We start from the raw sequence: 18,906 nt of genomic DNA on the forward strand, positions 1-18,906 counted from the left end.
GTCCTCCTTTACTTCATATTTTTTGCAAGTTGTTGGTCTGTCTCGAAAAGACTCTCAAGGCTGGACCAAGCATCTTTTTCAATTTGAATTAGAACCTGTTTATATGCAGTTAACGATTGCTCATAGTCTTCGTCAATCACTTTTAATTTGTTGATCAGATTTAGTTTAGATTCTGTCATTTGGGAGTTGATTTTACTTGTATCAAGAGCTTGAACCTTAACTCTGAGGTCCTGAAAAACTGGTTCTACATCTGTTTTATTTAGTTTGAGTTCAGGCATTAGGAACACCCTCATTTCTAATTGTCTTTTAATGTGTTTAAATAAATTCGTTTAGAAGAAATTGTACTGGAAATTTGGCTATTTGCATTTTCAAGAGAAGTTATCTTCTCCTCAATATTATCAAGAATGTTGTTTACTTGATTATTTATTTGTGAATAGGCATTTTTTATGCCATCCCTTTTAGAAAGAAAGATATCTGCATGTTTACCTGTCCAACTGGAAGGGGATAATTCTGGGTTAGAAATATGTGTTTTATCATCCATGAATATTTCTTGCTCATTTTCAATATTCGTCTGTGCTTTTTGTAGGAGGAGAATTTTTTCTTGATTTTCATTTATCTGACTTGAGAGTATCGAAATATCAGTTTTTAAGGAATGTATCAAATATTCATTTGTCATTGCATTCCACCCCATTATTTTTTATAAATCACACCACTTATTTTTACATATAATGGTGTTTTATACAATTACTTCATTAATTATTAGGTAAATATAACCAAACTAGTGAATAGGACTTATGTTCAGTGAATTTCTTACCTCAAAAAGTGCGAAAATATAGCTAAAGTATTATTGTTACATAATGTGTCTTCCATCTGCACTCAGTATGTGGAGTGAGTATGTGGCTAATAATAAAGTTCTATAGTCGATATATGTCAGTGAATTTGAAATTATAGAGATAAGAAAATTCTAATAGAGGGTATCAATTACATAGTAGGTTTTTTGTGGGAAAATAATCAATTTAGAAAAGTGGGTATTCATAAACCCTTGAATTTTTCCAAAAGGCAGGTTAATCATATATGAATTCTCATCAAATTATTTTACTTGTTTTTATTGGCTATATTGTATTTGCGATTGATAAGAAAAAAGAAGCGTTTCCTGTTCCTGTGGTGTTACTACTGTTAGGAATCTCTTTTTCGTTTATTCCTTATTTTTCTGATATACAAATAACGAAGGAGATTATATTTGATTGGTTTTTACCTGCTTTATTGTTTGTATCAGCTTATCAATTTCCGATATTAGACTTTAAAAAATATTTTAAAGTGATTACAATACTTGGAACTTTTGGACTTATTGGGATGTTCTTGTTATTAGGGATTAGTCTTTATGCAATTAGTGGATTTTTTACTCAGCTTTCATTTCTCGAAAGCTTACTGCTTGCGATTATTTTAATGCCTACTGACCCTGTTTCCGTTGTTCCTATTTTGAAAAAGTCCTCTAAATCATCTAAAGTAGCTGATGTTGTAGAGGGCGAGTCGATGTTTAATGATGGGACGGGCTTAGTGCTTTTTACTATTGTTTTAGGAATGCTTGTAAACGGTGAGTCTTTTTCATTTATGAACTTTGTGTCGGAATTTTTCCTCGTATCGTTAGGTGGAATTGGAATTGGAGTTATTTTTGGTTGGTTTGTCTTAAAAGGGCTTCATTTAACATCGCATTCACAATACAAAGTGATGGTAAGCATCACACTTGCATACGGAAGCTTTTACATTGCAGAGCATTTTCATTTTTCAGGGGTATTAGCATCAGTAGCCTCAGGAATTATCTTTTCCTGGAAATTAGGACAGTCTGAGGAAGAAACAGAGCTAAGACGTTCATTGGATGGCTTTTGGGAGGTTATTGAACCTACAATTTTATCGATTCTTTTTATTGTCATTGGAATACAAGCAACACAGCATCTAAGCTTGGCATATTGGGAGTTTATATTACTTATATTCGTTTTAACACTTCTCGTAAGATTTGTTGTGCTAACTGTCGTTTTTAAGCCAATATCGTATTTCACACTCAATGAAATTTCTTTAATTACATGCTCAGGATTAAAAGGCACGATGTCTATTGTGTTTATTTTAAGCTTAAAAGCAAACAGTGTAGGCATTAATGATCTATTAATCTCCCTTTCATTTGGTATTGTTGTTCTATCTCTCATCATTCAAAGTGTCTTCATTTATCCATTATCGAAAAAGTTGAAAAGCTGAGTAGTGAAGGCCGGAAGCAAAATTGTTGCTCCGGTCTTTCGTTTGTATTAAAAAATAACAAGCAAACAAATTTTTCCTAATCCTTTATATTTCAATAGGTTACCTTTTTAACGGTGAAAGTATTTTATCGAAATACTAAAAGGAAGATAGATATTTGGCATGCTGCAAGGGATAGGTGTGTAATCGTTTTTAATAATAAGATTATTCTGAATAAATACAATAGTATTGTAATATATCAACAAACTAAATATAATACTATTTATGCAAAAGACATTTGTGCGCTTAAGGTGGACTGTTATAATATTTTGTTCATCTATTGAATAAATCTAGGGGGATATTCTGTGAAAAATATACTAAATACATGGAGTAAATTGAGTTTAGTTAAACAAATAATAATAGGTTTAGTTATTGGGATTATTCTAGCTACAACAATCCCAAATGTAGCACAACCTGTGACTATCTTAGGTTCATTATTTGTAGGTGCATTAAAAGGAATTGCGCCTATTCTAGTACTTTTCTTAGTCATGTCAGCAATTACTCAGCATAAAAAAGGGAAACAGACAAATATGAAGTTTATTGTTGTTCTGTATCTTATGGGAACCTTCTTAGCTGGTTTAACAGCGGTTGTAGCAAGCTTCCTTTTTCCAGTAGGCTTAACACTTGCTAACAGTCCAGAGGGTTTTGTAGCTCCTGGTGGTGTATCAGAGGTTCTTAAAACATTACTATTAAACATTGTTGATAATCCAGTGAATGCTATTGCTAACGCAAACTATATTGGTATTTTAGCTTGGGCGATTCTTCTTGGACTTGCTCTAAGGAGTGCTCCAGATACAACAAAAACGCTCATTTCTAACTTATCTGAAGCGGTATCAAAAATTGTGAAATGGGTCATTAAATTTGCTCCATTAGGTATTATGGGTCTAGTGTTTGAGGCAATATCTACAAACGGAATTGAATCACTACTAAGTTATGGGAAATTACTGGTTGTCTTACTTGGTTGTATGGCTTTTGTTGCTTTTGTTATTAATCCAATACTTGTATTTTTAGCGATCAAACAAAATCCGTATCCACTTGTATTAAAGTGTATAAAAGAAAGTGGGATCACAGCGTTCTTTACGCGAAGTTCTGCGGCAAACATTCCTGTAAATATGAAATTATGTGAAAATCTAGGTTTAAACAAAGATAGTTATTCGATTTCTATCCCGTTAGGTGCAACAATTAATATGGCTGGAGCAGCGGTGACGATTTCTGTGTTAACTTTAGCAGCGGTTCATACACTTGGTATTCAAGTTGATTTCCCTACAGCACTTATTCTTAGTGTGCTTGCAGCTGTATGTGCGTGTGGAGCTTCTGGTGTTGCTGGTGGGTCCTTATTGCTTATTCCTTTAGCATGTAGCTTATTTGGAATTCCAGCAGAAGTTGCGATGCAAGTTGTTGGAGTAGGCTTTATCATCGGTGTATTACAAGATTCGTTTGAAACAGCTCTTAACTCCTCTACAGACGCACTTTTCACAGCAGCAGCTGAATTTAAAGAGTGGCGTAAAGAAGGAAAGAAAATAGAGATTAGTAAAGTAGTATAAAGAATATAAAAAATGCATCTTGGTGTTAGCAATTGCTATCAGTGAGATGCATTTTTTATATTATCAGAAAATATTAAATGTGTGGATAATAGTAAAAGGGAAAATATGGCTTTATCCACTAGGTCTTGGAGATAAGCCAGGTTTTTTTATTTTCGAATGTTATAAAGGTATAAAAGAAAAATAATAATCTTTTATGAAGTTTACAATGTCAAATATATGTAGCATATTGTATTAGATATTAACTGTATATTTGGGTTTATTGATATATTTTTAATTGTTAATTATAGGAAGTTATTCCCTTTTTAATCCTTCCTAACTTTGTTAGCATAAGTATAGAGATAAATGGAAGAAATGTAACACATAGCTTTGTTCTTACTATTAGAATAGTCTTTGGGCTCAATGTTTGCTGTTATATATAAGGAGAAGAAAGTTTATTGTTTGATGTTAATTGACTCTATGATTAGTGATGATAAATTGGAAGAGTCGTTAAAATAATTTTTTCAGTAGAGAATATAGTAAGAATAAAAATTAAATGAAACGGTATTTCTTTCCATCGAAGAAATATAAATATTTCAATCATAAAAAGATTTAGGAATTATGAATGAAAGGCTATTAACTTATGATGAAAAATGTTGGATTTGCGTTGTCTATAGGTGTATGGACTTTAATTGCTTTATTTTTTACAGGAATTGATATTCCTATGCCAAGTTCATATATAGGTTTAATGATTATGACGAATGCTATTTTTGCTTTATTTTCTATTTTTGTTCAGCGCTTAGTTATTACTCTTTATGAAGTAAATGTTTTTGAGGAGTCTAGCAGTATAGCAGATTATTTCTTTAAATATATAGCCGTCTTATCTTCTGGTGTGAATTATTATATTCAAGGTGTATTTAGCGGGCTCCCATTCTTAGTTAATAAAATGGCAGCTATATTCTTTTTTGTTTTTCTTGTTGTGATCGGATTTGGAATGATTAGTATCTTTAACCAATTTTAAAGTTTGGCTAAAAAGGAAAGAGAGTGTGAAATCCGAATTGAAAAGGGGTATCATTTTTTTTGTGAGAAGCAATCTTATTTTATTAATAGCATTACTCTTTTTCTTTATTAACAAGTCAAGTTGGAGTGAGCAAGGTGGATCAGTAGTTTTCCTTTTTATTTTATTATGGGAAATCGTCATTTTAATATGTTCTTTCTTTGCGTGTTTTAAAAACAACCAAGAAAATCCACAAAAAAAGAGAGTAAAGTCAACATGAGTTTCCTTGTTAAATGAATTATGTCCAAAATAACCTAGGGATGCATTAGTACAAACAGAGCTTAAGGCTTTTTACGGAACCTTTAAATAAGCTGGATATGGATTATAACTAAAAACTTGGAGGTGGCTTAAATGGAAAAAGAAGAATTAAAAAAACGAGCGTTATCGATGGTTGAAATTCCTAGTGATTTTCAAGCTATCATAGAAGAATATGCTGAGGGGGAAAACGGAGAAGGTGAGGCTTTGTTTGTATGGATCAAAGAAGAAAGCAATGAGGGAATTACGATAAATCTTGATCTTGATGGTCATTTGAATTCTTTAACGATTGATTTAAATGATAAAGCTTCAAATGAGATTCCGCTGAATATAGAAGAGCGAAGAGAACGAGCGGAACACTTTTTTCTTAGTCATTATCCAGATGCTTTAGAAGAATTAACCTTTTTTGATATGAAGAAAATGAATCATACTTATCGTTTTTATTATGAAAGAATTGTTATGGATTTACCGCTTGAGTCTGCTGGCTGCTTTATTGATGTGGATCCTGTGGGGAAAATCGTTGGATTTTCTTATAAAGCTGTGAAGCAGATACCCGAGATACCTAAAACGCTAATTTCAACAGAAAAGCTGGTTGAACATGTACAAAATAGCCTTGATTTTCAGCTGACGATTAAAAATCTTTATACTATTATATATAATGTTGAAGAAGATGGGTTTCGTCTTGTGTATGAGCCAGAGGATTCTTTCATGAAGTTTAAAGCGGATGTCTTGACCCCAACATTGAGCATTATACATGATGAAGATGTTACAGAGACTTTTGTTCCACTTCCACCTCCTTCGAATACAGACAGTCAAAAAGATTTAACGATTACAGAGGTAGTTGGTGTTACAGAAGAAATGGACATCATTCGAGAAGTCGATATGGGAGAAGAAACGGGCATTGTTTGGCGTGACCGAAACTGGGAGATGGAAGAAGAAGATTTATCTATGGATGGATATTTTAAAAGGCAAACTGAAGACACAGTTAAAGCCTTTATTTCAAAGGAAACTGGTAAAGTTAGAAGCTTTACGTGGTTTAACGAACGAAGCGGCAATCTCCAGCTTAGTTATGAAGAATGTTATCAAAAAGCGATTAACTTTCTTCAAATGATTATTCCAGATTATCATAAGTATTTGCAATTGATTGTTAGGGATAATGAAGAAGCGGAGGAAGAAGATACTAGAACCAAAGCAGTATTTACTTTCCGTATGAATAACACTGATGGTATACCTGTTCAGTCAGAAATAGTAGTAGTGGCAGTTAATAATAAAACAGGACATATTGATCATTATAGCGGACCAAGTTTTGATATGGAAAAATTGAGCCAGATTCCAACGAAGTCAGCAATTTCAAAAAAAGAAGCGAGAGAGATATTTTTAAATCATTTGGACTTTGAATTAGAGTGGGAAACAGATTATGACGTTGATATAGAATCTTATATTCTTGTTTATCAAGCATGTGACAGGTATTCTAGAACGCCAATCAGATACATTGATGCTTTGACTGGGGAAGTTATTTTAGCAAGGGATAAGTAGTAAGGAAGAAAAGATTTAATTAAAAGCAATACTGAGGACATGGGGGTCGTTACTATGTATCTCTTTTAATGCAGAAAGCTGATATCGTTAAATGATTGAAGTTTGGACAGAAACTTGATTTCATAATACTAATCTATAAAGCACCCCTCAGGCCAATTGGTTTGGGGCTTTTTGTTGTGTAAGTAAGACAAATTTTTTTTCTTCCATTTTCCGTTGCTATTAGTAGCTTGAAGGAAACATCACTGTATAAAGTATAGTGGGATCTTTACCTTCTAGTTGTTTTTTTTCCTGCAAAAATATAGTTTCTCACGTAGGTATTTATGTCAAATAACAACATTTACTTAGAAAAGAGCCTGCCCCAACTGTATACAAGGTATAGGGGCAGTTAACGTGCATATATATGAATGGGTTACACCTTAAACTTTTTGGGAAGGTGATTACATGGATAACTCATCAGAAGATAACAAGAAGGAAGATAGAAACAGGAAAGATGAACAGCTAGATAAATTTCGTGTAGAAAATACAGGGAAAAAAATCACGACAAATGAAGGGCTAAAGGTTTCAAATAATGAAAATACCTTAAAAGCTGGAGACCGAGGTCCTGTATTAATGGAGGACTTTCATTTCTTTCAAAAACAGATGCACTTTGATACGGAGCGAATTCCGGAAAGAGTTGTTCATGCTAGAGGATTTGGAGTGCATGGAGAATTTGAGGTATATAAGTCGATGAAAAAGTTTACAAAAGCAGGATTTTTGCAGGAGCCAGGGGCAAAGACACCTGTATTTGTCCGCTTTTCAACGGTCCAGGGAGGTAAAGGATCAATGGATACGGCACGTGATATACGTGGCTTTGCGGTCAAGTTTTATACAGAGGAAGGAAATTATGATTTATTAGGACTTCAATTTCCTGTGTTTGTTATTCATGATGCGTTTAAATTTGTGGATTCACAGCATGCTTTAAAACCGGAACCGCATAACGATATGCCGACTGCCTCGGCTGCACATGATAACTTTTGGGATTTTGTAGCTAATAATCAAGAATCTGCCCATTTTGTGATGTGGGCGATGTCAGATCGAGCGGTTCCAAGAAGTTGGCGGATGATGGAAGGGTTTGGAATCAATATCTTTAGATTTGTCAATGATCAGGGAAAAGCGCACTTTGTTAGGTTTCATTGGAAACCTGTCCTTGGTGTTCATTCCTTACTTAATGAGGAGTCGCTAATTATTGGGGGCGTAGATCCTGATTATCATAGACGAGACCTTAGGGAAGCGATTGAGCGTGGTGATTATCCCGTATATGAATTTGGGGTACAGATGATTGCTGAAGAAGATGAACATAAATTTGATTTTGATGTTATTGATCCGACCAAGCTGTGGCCGGAGGAATTAATCCCAGTCGAAATCATCGGAAAGATGACATTAAATCGAAATGTGGATAATTTCTTTGCTGAAACAGAGCAAGTCGCATTCGATGTAACAAATCTTGTTCCGGGTATTAACTTTAGTAATGATCCGATTTTACAGGGAAGAACATTCACTTATAAAATAACCCAACAACACAGACTTGGAGGGTCGAATTATCCGGATCTGCCAATTAACAAATCTCTATGTCCTTTTCATAATAATCAGCGTGATAGCTTTAATAGATATCGAATTGATGTTGATAGAGTAAACTATTATAAAAACTCAATAGCAAATAATACTCCAGGTCCGACTCCTCCAGAAGAAGGAGGATTTACCCATTACCCAGAACATGTTGAAGGACCAAAGATTAAGGCTAGCAGCGACTCTTTCAAAGACTTTTTCTCCCATGCAAGGTTATTTTGGAATAGTATGTCTTCTATTGAGAAGCAACATATTATTGAAGCATTTAGCTTTGAGCTTGCTAAAGTGGAAAGTGAATCTGTGCGTCAACAGGTAGTTGATATGTTTGTGAACGTTGATAAGCAAATGGCAACGATCATTGCCGATAATGTTGGAGTAAGCCGGCCAATCGGTCAGCATGTTTCTGTTACAGCATCTTCCCCTGCATTAAGTCAACAGAACACACCGCATTATCCTCATACCTTAAAAGTAGGTGTCTTAATTGGAAATGGTTTTAATGGGCAAGAGGTAAGAAACGTTATTGAAACTTTAAGACAGCATGGTATTTTCATTGAATTTATAAGTGAGAATCTTGGTAATGTTACAGGAGATGATGGAACAAAAATAAAAATTAATCAACTATTTGTCTCAACCCATCACGTTCTCTATGACTCAATTTATGTAGTAGGTGGACATACGAGGAATCAATCAGCTTTTCATATAAACGTTGTTGAATTTATTAACGGAACCTACAAATACTATAAGCCAATTGGTGTTGCATCAACTGGACAGTCCTTTATCCAACACTCGGAATACAATAACTTAGCTGGTGTCATTTATGCTACAGAATACGAAGATTTTGGAAGAGAGTTTATTACCGCTATCACTTTAAGGCGTTTTTGGGATAGAAGATAGGGTAAATATTTCATTAGAAAAATAGTAACCTTAATTAGTCTAATGAACACTAGTCAAATTAAGGTTACTATTTTTGTATTTAAAGATTTTGAAGTATAAGTGATTAATCATCGTGAGATTCATCTCATTTGTAAAGTTGGTCTAAGAAAGTAGTGACTATTCAATACCATTTTTAATATCATCTTTATAAGCAAAAGAAAACAATAACGACACCATAATAGCACCACCAATAATATTTCCAATACTTGCAGGAATCAGGTTATATAAAAGGAATTGGTACCAAGTGTATGTATCGTTAGTGAAGATCCCAATACTAAAGTACCCCATGTTTGCTGCACTATGTTGAAAATTTCCAGCAACGAATAAAGTGACGGGGAGTAGTGTACCGATGATTTTACCTGTGATATCACGGGCAGCAGTTGTAAGAAATGCAGCCATACCTATGAGCCAATTGGCAAGAATACCTGAAATGATAATCTGGAAAAACCCCCATGTGCCATCTGCTAAAAAAATCATTTTATTTTGATTAATATAGTGGTTTAAATCTCCATAGAAATCTGGGGAAAGTGATTTTGATAGGACGATAAGTGTTCCAACAAATAAAGCTCCTAAAATATTTCCACAGTAAGTAGCTAACCAAAACTTTAGAATTTTCACGCTCATTATAGAGGGCTTTTGAAATAAATAACTTGGTAATAAAACATTAACCTCAGTAAAGAGAATCGCTCCTGATAGAAACACCATCGCATATCCTGTTGCAAATCCCAAACCTGCCATCAAATGAGAAAGACCTTTTATGTCAATTCCCATGGAAAGTAAGACAGAAAAAGCAGCACCAAAGGCCATAAATGCCCCAGCCTGTAGAGATAAAATAAATTGAGAATTCGTTTTACGATTAAGATGGTCCCGACCCTTTTGGCTAAAATTGTGTACAATTTGGGCAGGGATAAAATATTGTCGCGACGGTTCGTCGATTGCATTTTGATCTAGTTTCTTCGATTTATTTTCATTCATAGTATGTCTCCCTTTTTCAGTCTCTTATTCTTCTATACCCTATAGTGCGTTTATCTTAACTGATTTGTTTTGGTTTTCAATTCAAGAATGAAGAGTCTTAAATTTGAGATGTTCTAAAACACTTATAAAAAATGGTTATGTTAAACGTTGTTGTTGTTGTTGATTTCCGTTACAGGAATTCGTTTTCCTAGGGGAGAATAAGGACAAGCCTTAACATAGCCTAAAAAATAAATGATTGATTCATTTTCTACCATGTTAATCTATTCATACAAACGAAACTTCCTTGTATTTATTTTTAATTTTTGAAACTTTTTCTAAGGATATATACCACTAACAGTTGAAAGGAGTGGAAGAAAAGATGGAGTTAGGGAATGATAAGCTAGTTAAAAAAGCAATCAAGGGTAATAAAAAAGCCTTTGAACAGCTGATCAAGCTTTACTATGATCGAATTTATCGAACTGCATATCTTTATGTGCAAAATGAAGAAGACGCCTTGGATGTAGTTCAAGATGCGACATATCAAGCTTATATTAGTATACGTTCGTTAAAGCAACCAGAATATTTTATGACTTGGTTTACCAAAATCATCATTCGTTGTGCTGGTCAAATCCTAAAAAGAAGAAAAAATGTTGTGCCACTAACAGAAGAAACATTATCTAAGTTATCTGTAACAGATCAGTCAGATCATGACGAAACGATGCATCTTTTGAATGCAATTGGAGAGCTGAAAGAAAATTACCGTACAGCAATTATTTTGTTCTATTACTATGACTATTCTATTAAAACTATTAGTGAAATGATGGAGATTCCTGAAGGAACTGTCAAAACTTATTTGAGTAGGGGAAAAGCTAGTTTAAGAAAATCGTATAAAGAAGAGGGGGACAAATGCCATGGATAATAAGGAAATAAAAGGTGCGATTGATCAAATAAAAGTACCAAAAGAGAAGGTGTTTAACGCCATTGATAAAGGCTTACAAAAGTCTGAGCAGATGAGAAAAATGAAAAAGAAGGTTCTTGTTAGTTCAGTTGCTGTCGCTGCTCTTCTTGGTATAACTGTCGCTTCTGGCTTTTTTAATCCTACGATGAACAAAGTATTAGCAAAAGCCCCCTTAATTGGCGGGATCTTTCAAGAGTTTGATGATTCAATAGGAATGGAACTTGCGAATCAGGATGCAGTGACTAAATTAAATCAATCTTTAACAAAAAATGGAGTGACTGTAAAACTAACAAGCACTTACTTTGATGGAAATGTTGTTTCAATAACCGGATTTGTAGATAAAAGCGTTGAAAAAGGAGATAACGAAATAGGTGAAGTTAGCTTTGATGTAAACTTCGAACATAATAAAGGGGATAACGATCCATGGCTTAATGGATTGTCAACAGACATTAAGGAAGTAGAGCAAGGATATAACTTTCAATGGAAAATGAATTATCCATATAAAACGATAAAGGAGGATGAATTTACTCTTCCTATAACTATTCATTATATAAACGGTATAAAAGGTGAATGGAAGTTTAATATTCCAATTCAACAGGAAAAGACCAGTACAATATCTATTATGAAGGAGAAAGAATACCCAGAGGATGATGTTCAAATTCGAATAAAAGAAATTGATAACGCAAAAGCGTCATCTGCACTTATTTATGAGACTATCCAGAAATACAAGAACGATGATATTTACATACAAAAAGCAGTTGATGATCAAGGAAAGGTATATAGGTTGGGTAATGGAACATCGCTTGAGGAAACGGTACAAGAAGATGAATATCATAGTACCCTGAGAAGTGAGATGACTAAACTTAATTCAGATGTTTCTTCACTAACTTTTTATCCAATGCATTCAGTTGCAGACCAAAAGCAAAAAGTATTGGATGAAAAAACTTTTACGTTAAATAGTGAACGGTTCGATTTAGGATTTCAAGTAAATGATATAACGAAAAAGGGAAAGGAACTTGTAATAGACTATCAATTTAAAGGTCTCTCAAAGAAATTGAGTGAACATGAGCTAGAGGTGTTTGAAAATAACTTACAATATAATTTATTGTTAGTGGATAAAAAGTATATAGATAAAATTAATCCTGAAAATCCAGTGCCACCTAAAAATCATAGCATCAGTCTAAACAAAGTGAAAACTATTAATAAAAAGACAGCCCACTTTCAATCTACATTCAATTTAGACGGAGAAGAAAAAATCATGGACTTTAAACTTGAAAACACAATTCTACAATTCAATTTCTCGAGCTTCTTCCCAGCTAAGGAATTACAACCATTTACTGTTGATCTTCCAGTGGACAATAAATAATCTCTGTAGCATCTCTTTTTGTTGATACCCACACTTTGGAAGTGGAGTACATGGTGTATATAACACTTGAGAAAGCCAATCATAAAACAAAGATTAGGCTCTTTGTCTATCTAAAGGAATGATTTATTTGAACAAAGATATTTTAGATGTGTCAAGAAGAAATATATTAATAGAGTAATAGTTAATAGTACTTTCTATTATTGAGACAGCTATATCCCAATCTCCATATATGTATTAAAGTAGAATAGGAAATATAAATATATACTATCAAATTTGAAGTTGTCTTTAACCGATTTAGTACATTACATCATAAGAAAAGGGAGTCGCATAATTGAATAATTTAACTATTATTTTAATAGGTATGGGATTGGTTTTATTACTTCTTTCTTTAATCCTATTAATATCAAAGATCGTTAAGAAAAACTTAGGAATTTCTAAAGGTATGGTAGCTCTACTGCTAACAGGGTTTGTTTTCATAATTGCTGGTATAGGATTAATGCTACCTAATTTGAAGGAGAAAATAACGAGTGAAGTGCCGAAGGAAGTGTCAGTAGATACTACGATAGAAAATTCAAATCATAATGAAGCAGAAGTAGTTAACAATGAAATCGAGCCACAGAGGATTGCTAGAAACTTGGTCAAAATAGAGATGGCAAAACAAGTTGGACTAAAAAACTGGGAAATTACTGAAAATAGAGTGACATCTGATCAGATTGTCAATAACATTGCTGACTATGATAAGCCTGTAGGAGACAAGAGAATCGTATGGGTTTCAGGTAATGTAAAAGCTACTTCTGAAGATGGTATCACTGGTAACGTTGGCTATGAGCTTGAACTTTATCAAATGAAGGACGACGATAAATGGTATATAGGTAAGCATATGGGAGTGTTAATCGACCTCGAAGTCACAGAGAAACCACTAGTAGAGGAAGATGAGAAATATTTTAGTAATAGTGAGGAGCTTCCGATACCTGAGGAAGCTAGTCAACCTGAAGAAGAGAAATCCATAAATGCAGGCAACGAAGAATTTGAATTTGTAGAGACTGATTTACTAGGAGCTTGGCATTGGGATGATGGTGAAGATTTCTACATGATTCTAAGGGACGATTTCACCTATAGTTATATTGAAGAAAAAGCAGGTTTTGTATCTGAAGGAACTTATACAATAGAGAAGGTTAACAACCAATTTAAGGTTACTGTTCAATATATCACTGGTGAAAATAAGAGCATAATGCTTATTGATCTTATTGATAAAAACCATCTTGAAGGTAATGAAGATGGATACAGTTGGAAGGCCTCGAGGATGAATCCTGAAGAAGCTGAGGGTATCTTAAACAAGATAAAGTAGGTTACTTTTTCTAATCAAGGCTGTTTTCGTAAGTTTTGTTGTTTTTAGAATACTGAAGGCAAGAACTCTGTATAAAGTCTAGTGGCATCTTTTCTTTTACGGATCGCACCTTTTATTCGATAACACACCGGTTCTAACAAATAAAGACGGCAATTAGCAACAATCTTTCAGAAAAGAGCCTTTATCAAACGCTTCTTATGGATAGCTCATGAATAGGCCCATTTAACGGATAGTTGTTATTCTCCATAATAATACAAAAAAAGCTCTGACCTTTAGTTAAGGATTCAGAGTTTTTTTGATACGGAAAGACAGTAGCATGTTCCAGCTTAACGTGAAAAGTTTATCATTCTGGCCGAACTGAAAATGTTGATAGCTGTTTCTCACTTTACTGAAAATTAATCTAGATCACTTGATGCGAAAGTCGATACTGATGTGGTGTTGTTCCTATGGTTTTTTTAAATAAATGGATGAAATAAGACACATTTCCAATCCCTACTTGCTCGCCGATTAATTCAACAGAGTCATTCGTCATTTGTAGTAAGTGACATGCTTGCTTGATTCTACGAACAGTTAAGTATTCTGTTAGGTTACTGCCGGTTTCGCGCTTGAATATCCGAGAAACATAGGCCTTTGATAAATGAAGCTCAGATGATAGCTTCTCCAAGTCAAAGGTTTCCATATAGTGATTTTCGATCCAGCTCATGATTGTTTCCGAATATCGAAGTGAACGTAATTTAGTATGCTGAAGGGAGGGTTCTAGTTCTTGAGTGTTGACACGAATGCAAGAGAGGATTTGCATAAGAAAAAGCTGACCATCCTCCTCCCAGTTATTCGTTGTAATGGATGAATCAAATGCTTTAAACATCTCTGCAACATAATCGAAACGATCTGATAAATCAAATGCTTGTTTTTCATCTATACCATTTTGTAATCGATGAAATAAGGTATGAAGCCCTGGAAATGAGTGTAGATTTTTTCCTTGGGAAATTGGATCAAAATGAAGAATGCTACGTTCATATGGAGTTTGATGTGATACTTCAACATGTACTTTATGTAATTGAAAGGGTTGGAAAAAGAAAAGCATCCCTGGTTTGATATCGTAGGTTTGTTGATTAACAATAACACGTCCTTGTCCACGATGAACAAATAAAAATTCACAGCCTTGATGCCAGTGGTAGAATCCTCTAAAGTTGTGATCTGATATTAGACGATAAATCCAATGAAATGGCTTTATATCATCAAACAAAATTGCTTCAAATAAACGATTCATACTACCCCTCCTAACAGAACAACAGAACTATATTATTAGTTATTATACAACAACTTTTCATGTATGAGCGAAGTTATACTGTAGATATGCCTCTTTTCTGACCGATTGTTGCTATGTAAAATAATTTGGAATGAAAACAGTGTTTTTCCACTATAAGGGTACCATTTTTTGAAGAAAAGATGCCACTAGGCTTAATACAGTGCTGATTGCCTCGGGTATTGAAAAGCAAAAAAGTTTGCTAAAACAGTCTTAGATAGTAACGCGAAATAGGAGGGAAATCATGTATAACTTAAATCAACAAGAACTATTAAAAAAGCTTGAAGCAAAAGTTGAGCGTATGGTTGATCAAATCGGGGATAAATCACCACATGTAGCAAGAACTGACGGAGTGTATGATGATATGCCTCATTCTTGGTGGACATCAGGATTTTGGCCAGGTATGTTGTGGGTTCTTTATGATATGACAGACAATGAAAAATTCAAGAGTGCGGCGATGGATTGGGATGAGAAATTACAAAAGTGCTTTTCTGAGCATTCTATTAAAGTGGACCATGATGTTGGCTTTCAGTTCTTATTAACTGCTGTGTTAAAGCATGAAATCCTTAAAAGCGAGAGTGGACTTGGAATTGGATTGGAAGCATCAAACTATTTAGCGGGTCGTTTTAACCCGGTCGGGAAATTTATTCGTGCTTGGAACGGAGATAAAATAGGTTGGGCAATTATCGATTGTATGATGAATCTTTCTCTATTATTCTGGGCAAGTCGTGTAACTGGAGATCCACGTTATAAACATATTGCTACTCTTCATGCTGATACAATATTACAGCATGGAATTCGAGAAGATGGATCAGTTTGTCATATTTTATCATTTGATCCTGATACAGGTGATTTTATTGAATCTATTGGTGGTCAAGGGCATGGACCTGATTCTGCGTGGAGTAGAGGAAATGCATGGGCGATTTATGGCTTTGCTAATACGTACCGACATACAGGAGATTACCGTTATTTACAAGCTGCCAAAAGAGTTGCACATCATTTTATAGCTGGTCTTCCAGAAGATTATGTTCCGTATTGGGATTTCCGATTAAATTCATTAGAAAATGAACCTAGAGATAGTTCTGCTGCTGCGATTGCCGCTTCTGGATTGCTGGAAATTGCAGATATGGTACCTAGTAATGAAAAACGATTATATGAGGATGCTGCAACAAATATATTAACCTCTTTAACTGAAAATTATGGAACGTGGGATACACCAGAGCATCAAGGAATTTTGGTTGGAGGTACAGGAAATAAGCCAGTTGATGAGAATATAAATGCTTCACTCATATATGGTGATTATTACTATGTTGAAGCTATCGCTAAATTAAATGGTTGGAAACGACGGATTTTTTAATTTCTAAAAAAGAGTTTCATAGAAATCCATAAAATAGTTTGGGGGGATAAGATGGTTTCGTTACAAATTAACGACCGAAAGTTCTGGCTTGATAATATGTTAAAAATAGCAAACCCTGTGTTACTTTATTTGAAAAATAGAACATTAAAACAAGACATGCCAGTAGAAATGAAAGAAGGAACATATCGTGAAAAATTTTCACATCTTGAGGCACTTTCTCGTTTATTAGTCGGAATGGCACCATGGTTAGAAAGAGAAAGTGAAGATCAAGAGGAAGAAAAGCTACGTTTAATGTATTGTGAACTTACTAGAGAAGCAATTGATGCGGGAACAGATCCGAATTCACCGGATTATATGAACTTTATAGATGATTTTCAACCTATCGTTGATACTGCTTTTCTTGCTCATGCAATCTTAAGAGCGCCAAACGAATTGTGGGAAAAACTTGATAATAGGGTTCAACAAAACGTGTTACAAGCGATAAAAGCTACACGTACAAGAAAGCCTGTTTTTTCTAATTGGTTATTGTTTTCTGCAATCATCGAAGCATTTTTATATAAAGTGGGCGAAAAAAGCTGGGACCAGATGAGAATAGATTATGCAATCAACCAGTTTGATCAATGGTACTTAGGAGACGGGATCTACAGTGATGGCCCAGAATATCACCATGATTATTACAACAGCTTTGTTATTCACCCTATGTTAGTGGATTTGATTGAAACAGTGGGAGATGAATATAGAGAGTGGGCAATACTTAAGGATACGATTATCAAAAGATCTCAGAGATATGCTGTTATTCAGGAGCGAACGATTTCACCTGAGGGAACTTTTCCACCAGTCGGCAGATCTCTCGCTTATCGATTTGGAGTATTTCAATCTTTAGCGCAACATGCACTTCGTAAAGACTTGCCAAACGAACTTCCTCCTGCCCAGGTGAGAAGTGCTTTAACAGAAGTGATAAAAAGAACTCTTCAGTCTCCCGGCACGTTTATGGAATCCGGTTGGCTTACGATTGGCTTTTGTGGACATCAACCAGACATAGGTGAAGGATATATATCAACAGGTAGTCTCTATTTATGTACAACAGGATTTTTACCTTTGGGATTACCAGGTTCAGATCCATTTTGGAGTGATCCACCAATGGAATGGACAGCGAAAAGGGCTTGGTCGGGGAAGGACTTTTTAATAGATTCTGCTTATTAGGATCGTTTTTTCTGATTTATGTTTTATATATATTGTTTCAATCAAGCTTAATCTTAACCGGATTGAGCTTTTTTTCTTCCTAAAAAAAATTTTACGAGAATTATATTGTCTTGATATAATTTCTTTAAAAAAGGGATATGATGATGGCAACTAGAAAAAATGATGCTGCTTGGTTAGAAGCAAAAAAGCAGTGTTGGTTAAATCAGAATGATATTCAAATGGCAAAGGAACTCGGTATGTCACCTAAACAGCAATGGAAAGCACCTGTAAAGGATTGGATTCATGATTTATATGAAAAGCTATTTGGAAGTTTTAAAAAGTGATGAGCTCGAAATAACTGCTGAGAAATAATTTAAAAATAACATTGCACGTGAGGTGTTTACTTATGAAAACTGAAGAAAAAACTAGTTTGTCTACAGAGGAAATTAAAGCTATTTTAAGAGCTGCTGATGAAATCATAGCTGAAGGAGGTCGCACACTTCTTGCTAAAATTTTAAAAGGCTCTCGCGAGAAAAAGGTTTTACAATTGAAATTAGATAGAAACCCAAGCTATGGTTTTTTCAAATCTGAAACATTAGATAACGTGATGGAGAAAATTGATTGGATGATTGATTATGATTTCTTAGATATTCATTATCGTGGAAAATTACCAATGATCATTTTTACAGACAGAGGCTGGGAAATCGAGGCTGATCAACGTACGGACGAGCTTTTAACAGAATGGCGAGAATGGTTGAAACAAGATATAACTAGCCCGGATATGAATTATCTAAAAGATAGAAATAGACCAATGATTCTACTATTTCTTGAAAAAGTTAAAGAAACGAGAGATAAAGATTTTATTCCATATTTGAAGCTGTGGAAAGATATTGAATACAAAAAATTAAAAGAGGCAATTAACCATACGATCAATTCATTAGAGATGGATGAACGATTGAATGAGCAAAACATGAAAGATAGAAAGAAATCGATAGATGAGGCTTTAAAAGGTGCTCCACCTGAGGATCTTTTGTTAAAATGCTGGGAATGTGGAGATCGTTTTACGTTTAGTATAGGAGAGCAAAAATTTTATAAACAAAGAAGGTTTGAGTTACCCAAAAGATGTACTAGTTGCCGAGAACAACGGTATGAAGAATATATCATGTGATTAACTTGGAAAATGTTTGTTTAATATCATGCTTAGTATGGGCTATTGCCTAGTATATGTTATTTGAAGTAGGAG

General features: G+C 34.3%; 16 protein-coding genes. 12 read left to right on the forward strand and 4 right to left on the reverse strand.

Features of this window, described 5'->3' with window-relative positions; genetic code table 11:
* Positions 1 to 8: 8 nt before the first annotated feature.
* Positions 9 to 278, reverse strand: coding sequence for a DUF5344 family protein (locus JOC75_RS13855; RefSeq protein WP_204954637.1), 270 nt, complete (start codon positions 276 to 278; stop codon positions 9 to 11).
* Positions 279 to 295: 17 nt separating this feature from the next.
* Complete coding sequence (locus JOC75_RS13860; RefSeq protein ID WP_204954638.1) at positions 296 to 676, reverse strand: YwqH-like family protein; 381 nt, start codon at positions 674 to 676, stop codon at positions 296 to 298.
* 398 nt (positions 677 to 1,074) lie between these two features.
* Here JOC75_RS13860 and JOC75_RS13865 point away from each other — a divergent pair, with 398 nt between their 5' ends.
* The 5 genes from JOC75_RS13865 to JOC75_RS13885 all read left to right on the forward strand — a co-directional run bounded on the left by JOC75_RS13865 (position 1,075) and on the right by JOC75_RS13885 (position 9,153).
* Complete coding sequence (locus tag JOC75_RS13865; RefSeq protein ID WP_204954639.1) at positions 1,075 to 2,250, forward strand: cation:proton antiporter; 1,176 nt, start codon at positions 1,075 to 1,077, stop codon at positions 2,248 to 2,250.
* A gap of 341 nt (positions 2,251 to 2,591) precedes the next feature.
* Positions 2,592 to 3,830, forward strand: coding sequence for a serine/threonine transporter SstT (gene sstT, locus JOC75_RS13870; RefSeq protein WP_204954640.1), 1,239 nt, complete (start codon positions 2,592 to 2,594; stop codon positions 3,828 to 3,830).
* 619 nt (positions 3,831 to 4,449) lie between these two features.
* Positions 4,450 to 4,827, forward strand: a complete 378-nt coding sequence (locus JOC75_RS13875) for a hypothetical protein (protein ID WP_204954641.1) — start codon at positions 4,450 to 4,452, stop codon at positions 4,825 to 4,827.
* A 387-nt stretch (positions 4,828 to 5,214) separates the two neighbouring features.
* The gene (locus JOC75_RS13880; protein ID WP_204954642.1) at positions 5,215 to 6,654 is read left to right on the forward strand and encodes a YcdB/YcdC domain-containing protein; all 1,440 of its coding nucleotides are present in this window, start codon (positions 5,215 to 5,217) and stop codon (positions 6,652 to 6,654) included.
* A 441-nt stretch (positions 6,655 to 7,095) separates the two neighbouring features.
* On the forward strand, positions 7,096 to 9,153 hold the full coding sequence (locus JOC75_RS13885; RefSeq protein ID WP_204954643.1) for a catalase: 2,058 nt from the start codon (positions 7,096 to 7,098) through the stop codon (positions 9,151 to 9,153).
* A gap of 156 nt (positions 9,154 to 9,309) precedes the next feature.
* Here JOC75_RS13885 and JOC75_RS13890 read toward each other — a convergent pair whose 3' ends face one another.
* Complete coding sequence (locus tag JOC75_RS13890; RefSeq protein ID WP_204954644.1) at positions 9,310 to 10,167, reverse strand: formate/nitrite transporter family protein; 858 nt, start codon at positions 10,165 to 10,167, stop codon at positions 9,310 to 9,312.
* A gap of 358 nt (positions 10,168 to 10,525) precedes the next feature.
* Between JOC75_RS13890 and JOC75_RS13895 the strand changes: the two genes are divergently transcribed.
* The 3 genes from JOC75_RS13895 to JOC75_RS13905 all read left to right on the forward strand — a co-directional run bounded on the left by JOC75_RS13895 (position 10,526) and on the right by JOC75_RS13905 (position 13,818).
* A complete protein-coding gene (locus JOC75_RS13895; protein ID WP_204954645.1) occupies positions 10,526 to 11,065 on the forward strand; it encodes a sigma-70 family RNA polymerase sigma factor in 540 nt (179 codons plus the stop codon).
* On the forward strand, positions 11,058 to 12,470 hold the full coding sequence (locus JOC75_RS13900) for a DUF4179 domain-containing protein (protein WP_204954646.1): 1,413 nt from the start codon (positions 11,058 to 11,060) through the stop codon (positions 12,468 to 12,470). The genes JOC75_RS13895 and JOC75_RS13900 overlap by 8 nt, the downstream gene beginning before the upstream one ends.
* A gap of 331 nt (positions 12,471 to 12,801) precedes the next feature.
* Positions 12,802 to 13,818, forward strand: a complete 1,017-nt coding sequence (locus JOC75_RS13905; RefSeq protein ID WP_204954647.1) for a hypothetical protein — start codon at positions 12,802 to 12,804, stop codon at positions 13,816 to 13,818.
* 400 nt (positions 13,819 to 14,218) lie between these two features.
* On the opposite strand, the gene JOC75_RS13910 is transcribed toward JOC75_RS13905, so the two are convergent.
* The gene (locus JOC75_RS13910) at positions 14,219 to 15,088 is read right to left on the reverse strand and encodes a helix-turn-helix transcriptional regulator (RefSeq protein WP_204954648.1); all 870 of its coding nucleotides are present in this window, start codon (positions 15,086 to 15,088) and stop codon (positions 14,219 to 14,221) included.
* A 280-nt stretch (positions 15,089 to 15,368) separates the two neighbouring features.
* Here JOC75_RS13910 and JOC75_RS13915 point away from each other — a divergent pair, with 280 nt between their 5' ends.
* From JOC75_RS13915 to JOC75_RS13930, 4 genes are all read left to right on the forward strand, one after another.
* The gene (locus JOC75_RS13915; protein ID WP_204954649.1) at positions 15,369 to 16,481 is read left to right on the forward strand and encodes a glycoside hydrolase family 88 protein; all 1,113 of its coding nucleotides are present in this window, start codon (positions 15,369 to 15,371) and stop codon (positions 16,479 to 16,481) included.
* A gap of 51 nt (positions 16,482 to 16,532) precedes the next feature.
* Entirely contained in the window at positions 16,533 to 17,684 is a 1,152-nt protein-coding gene (locus JOC75_RS13920) for a DUF2264 domain-containing protein (protein WP_204954650.1), read from the forward strand.
* Positions 17,685 to 17,827: 143 nt separating this feature from the next.
* Positions 17,828 to 18,007 carry a hypothetical protein gene (locus JOC75_RS13925; protein ID WP_204954874.1) on the forward strand — a complete coding sequence of 60 codons (180 nt, stop codon included), beginning with the start codon at positions 17,828 to 17,830 and terminating at the stop codon, positions 18,005 to 18,007.
* A 62-nt stretch (positions 18,008 to 18,069) separates the two neighbouring features.
* Entirely contained in the window at positions 18,070 to 18,831 is a 762-nt protein-coding gene (locus tag JOC75_RS13930; RefSeq protein ID WP_204954651.1) for an RQC-minor-1 family DNA-binding protein, read from the forward strand.
* Positions 18,832 to 18,906 lie beyond the last annotated feature (75 nt).

The organism is Metabacillus crassostreae, from assembly GCF_016908395.1.
Taxonomy (GTDB): Bacteria; Bacillota; Bacilli; order Bacillales; family Bacillaceae; genus Metabacillus; species Metabacillus crassostreae.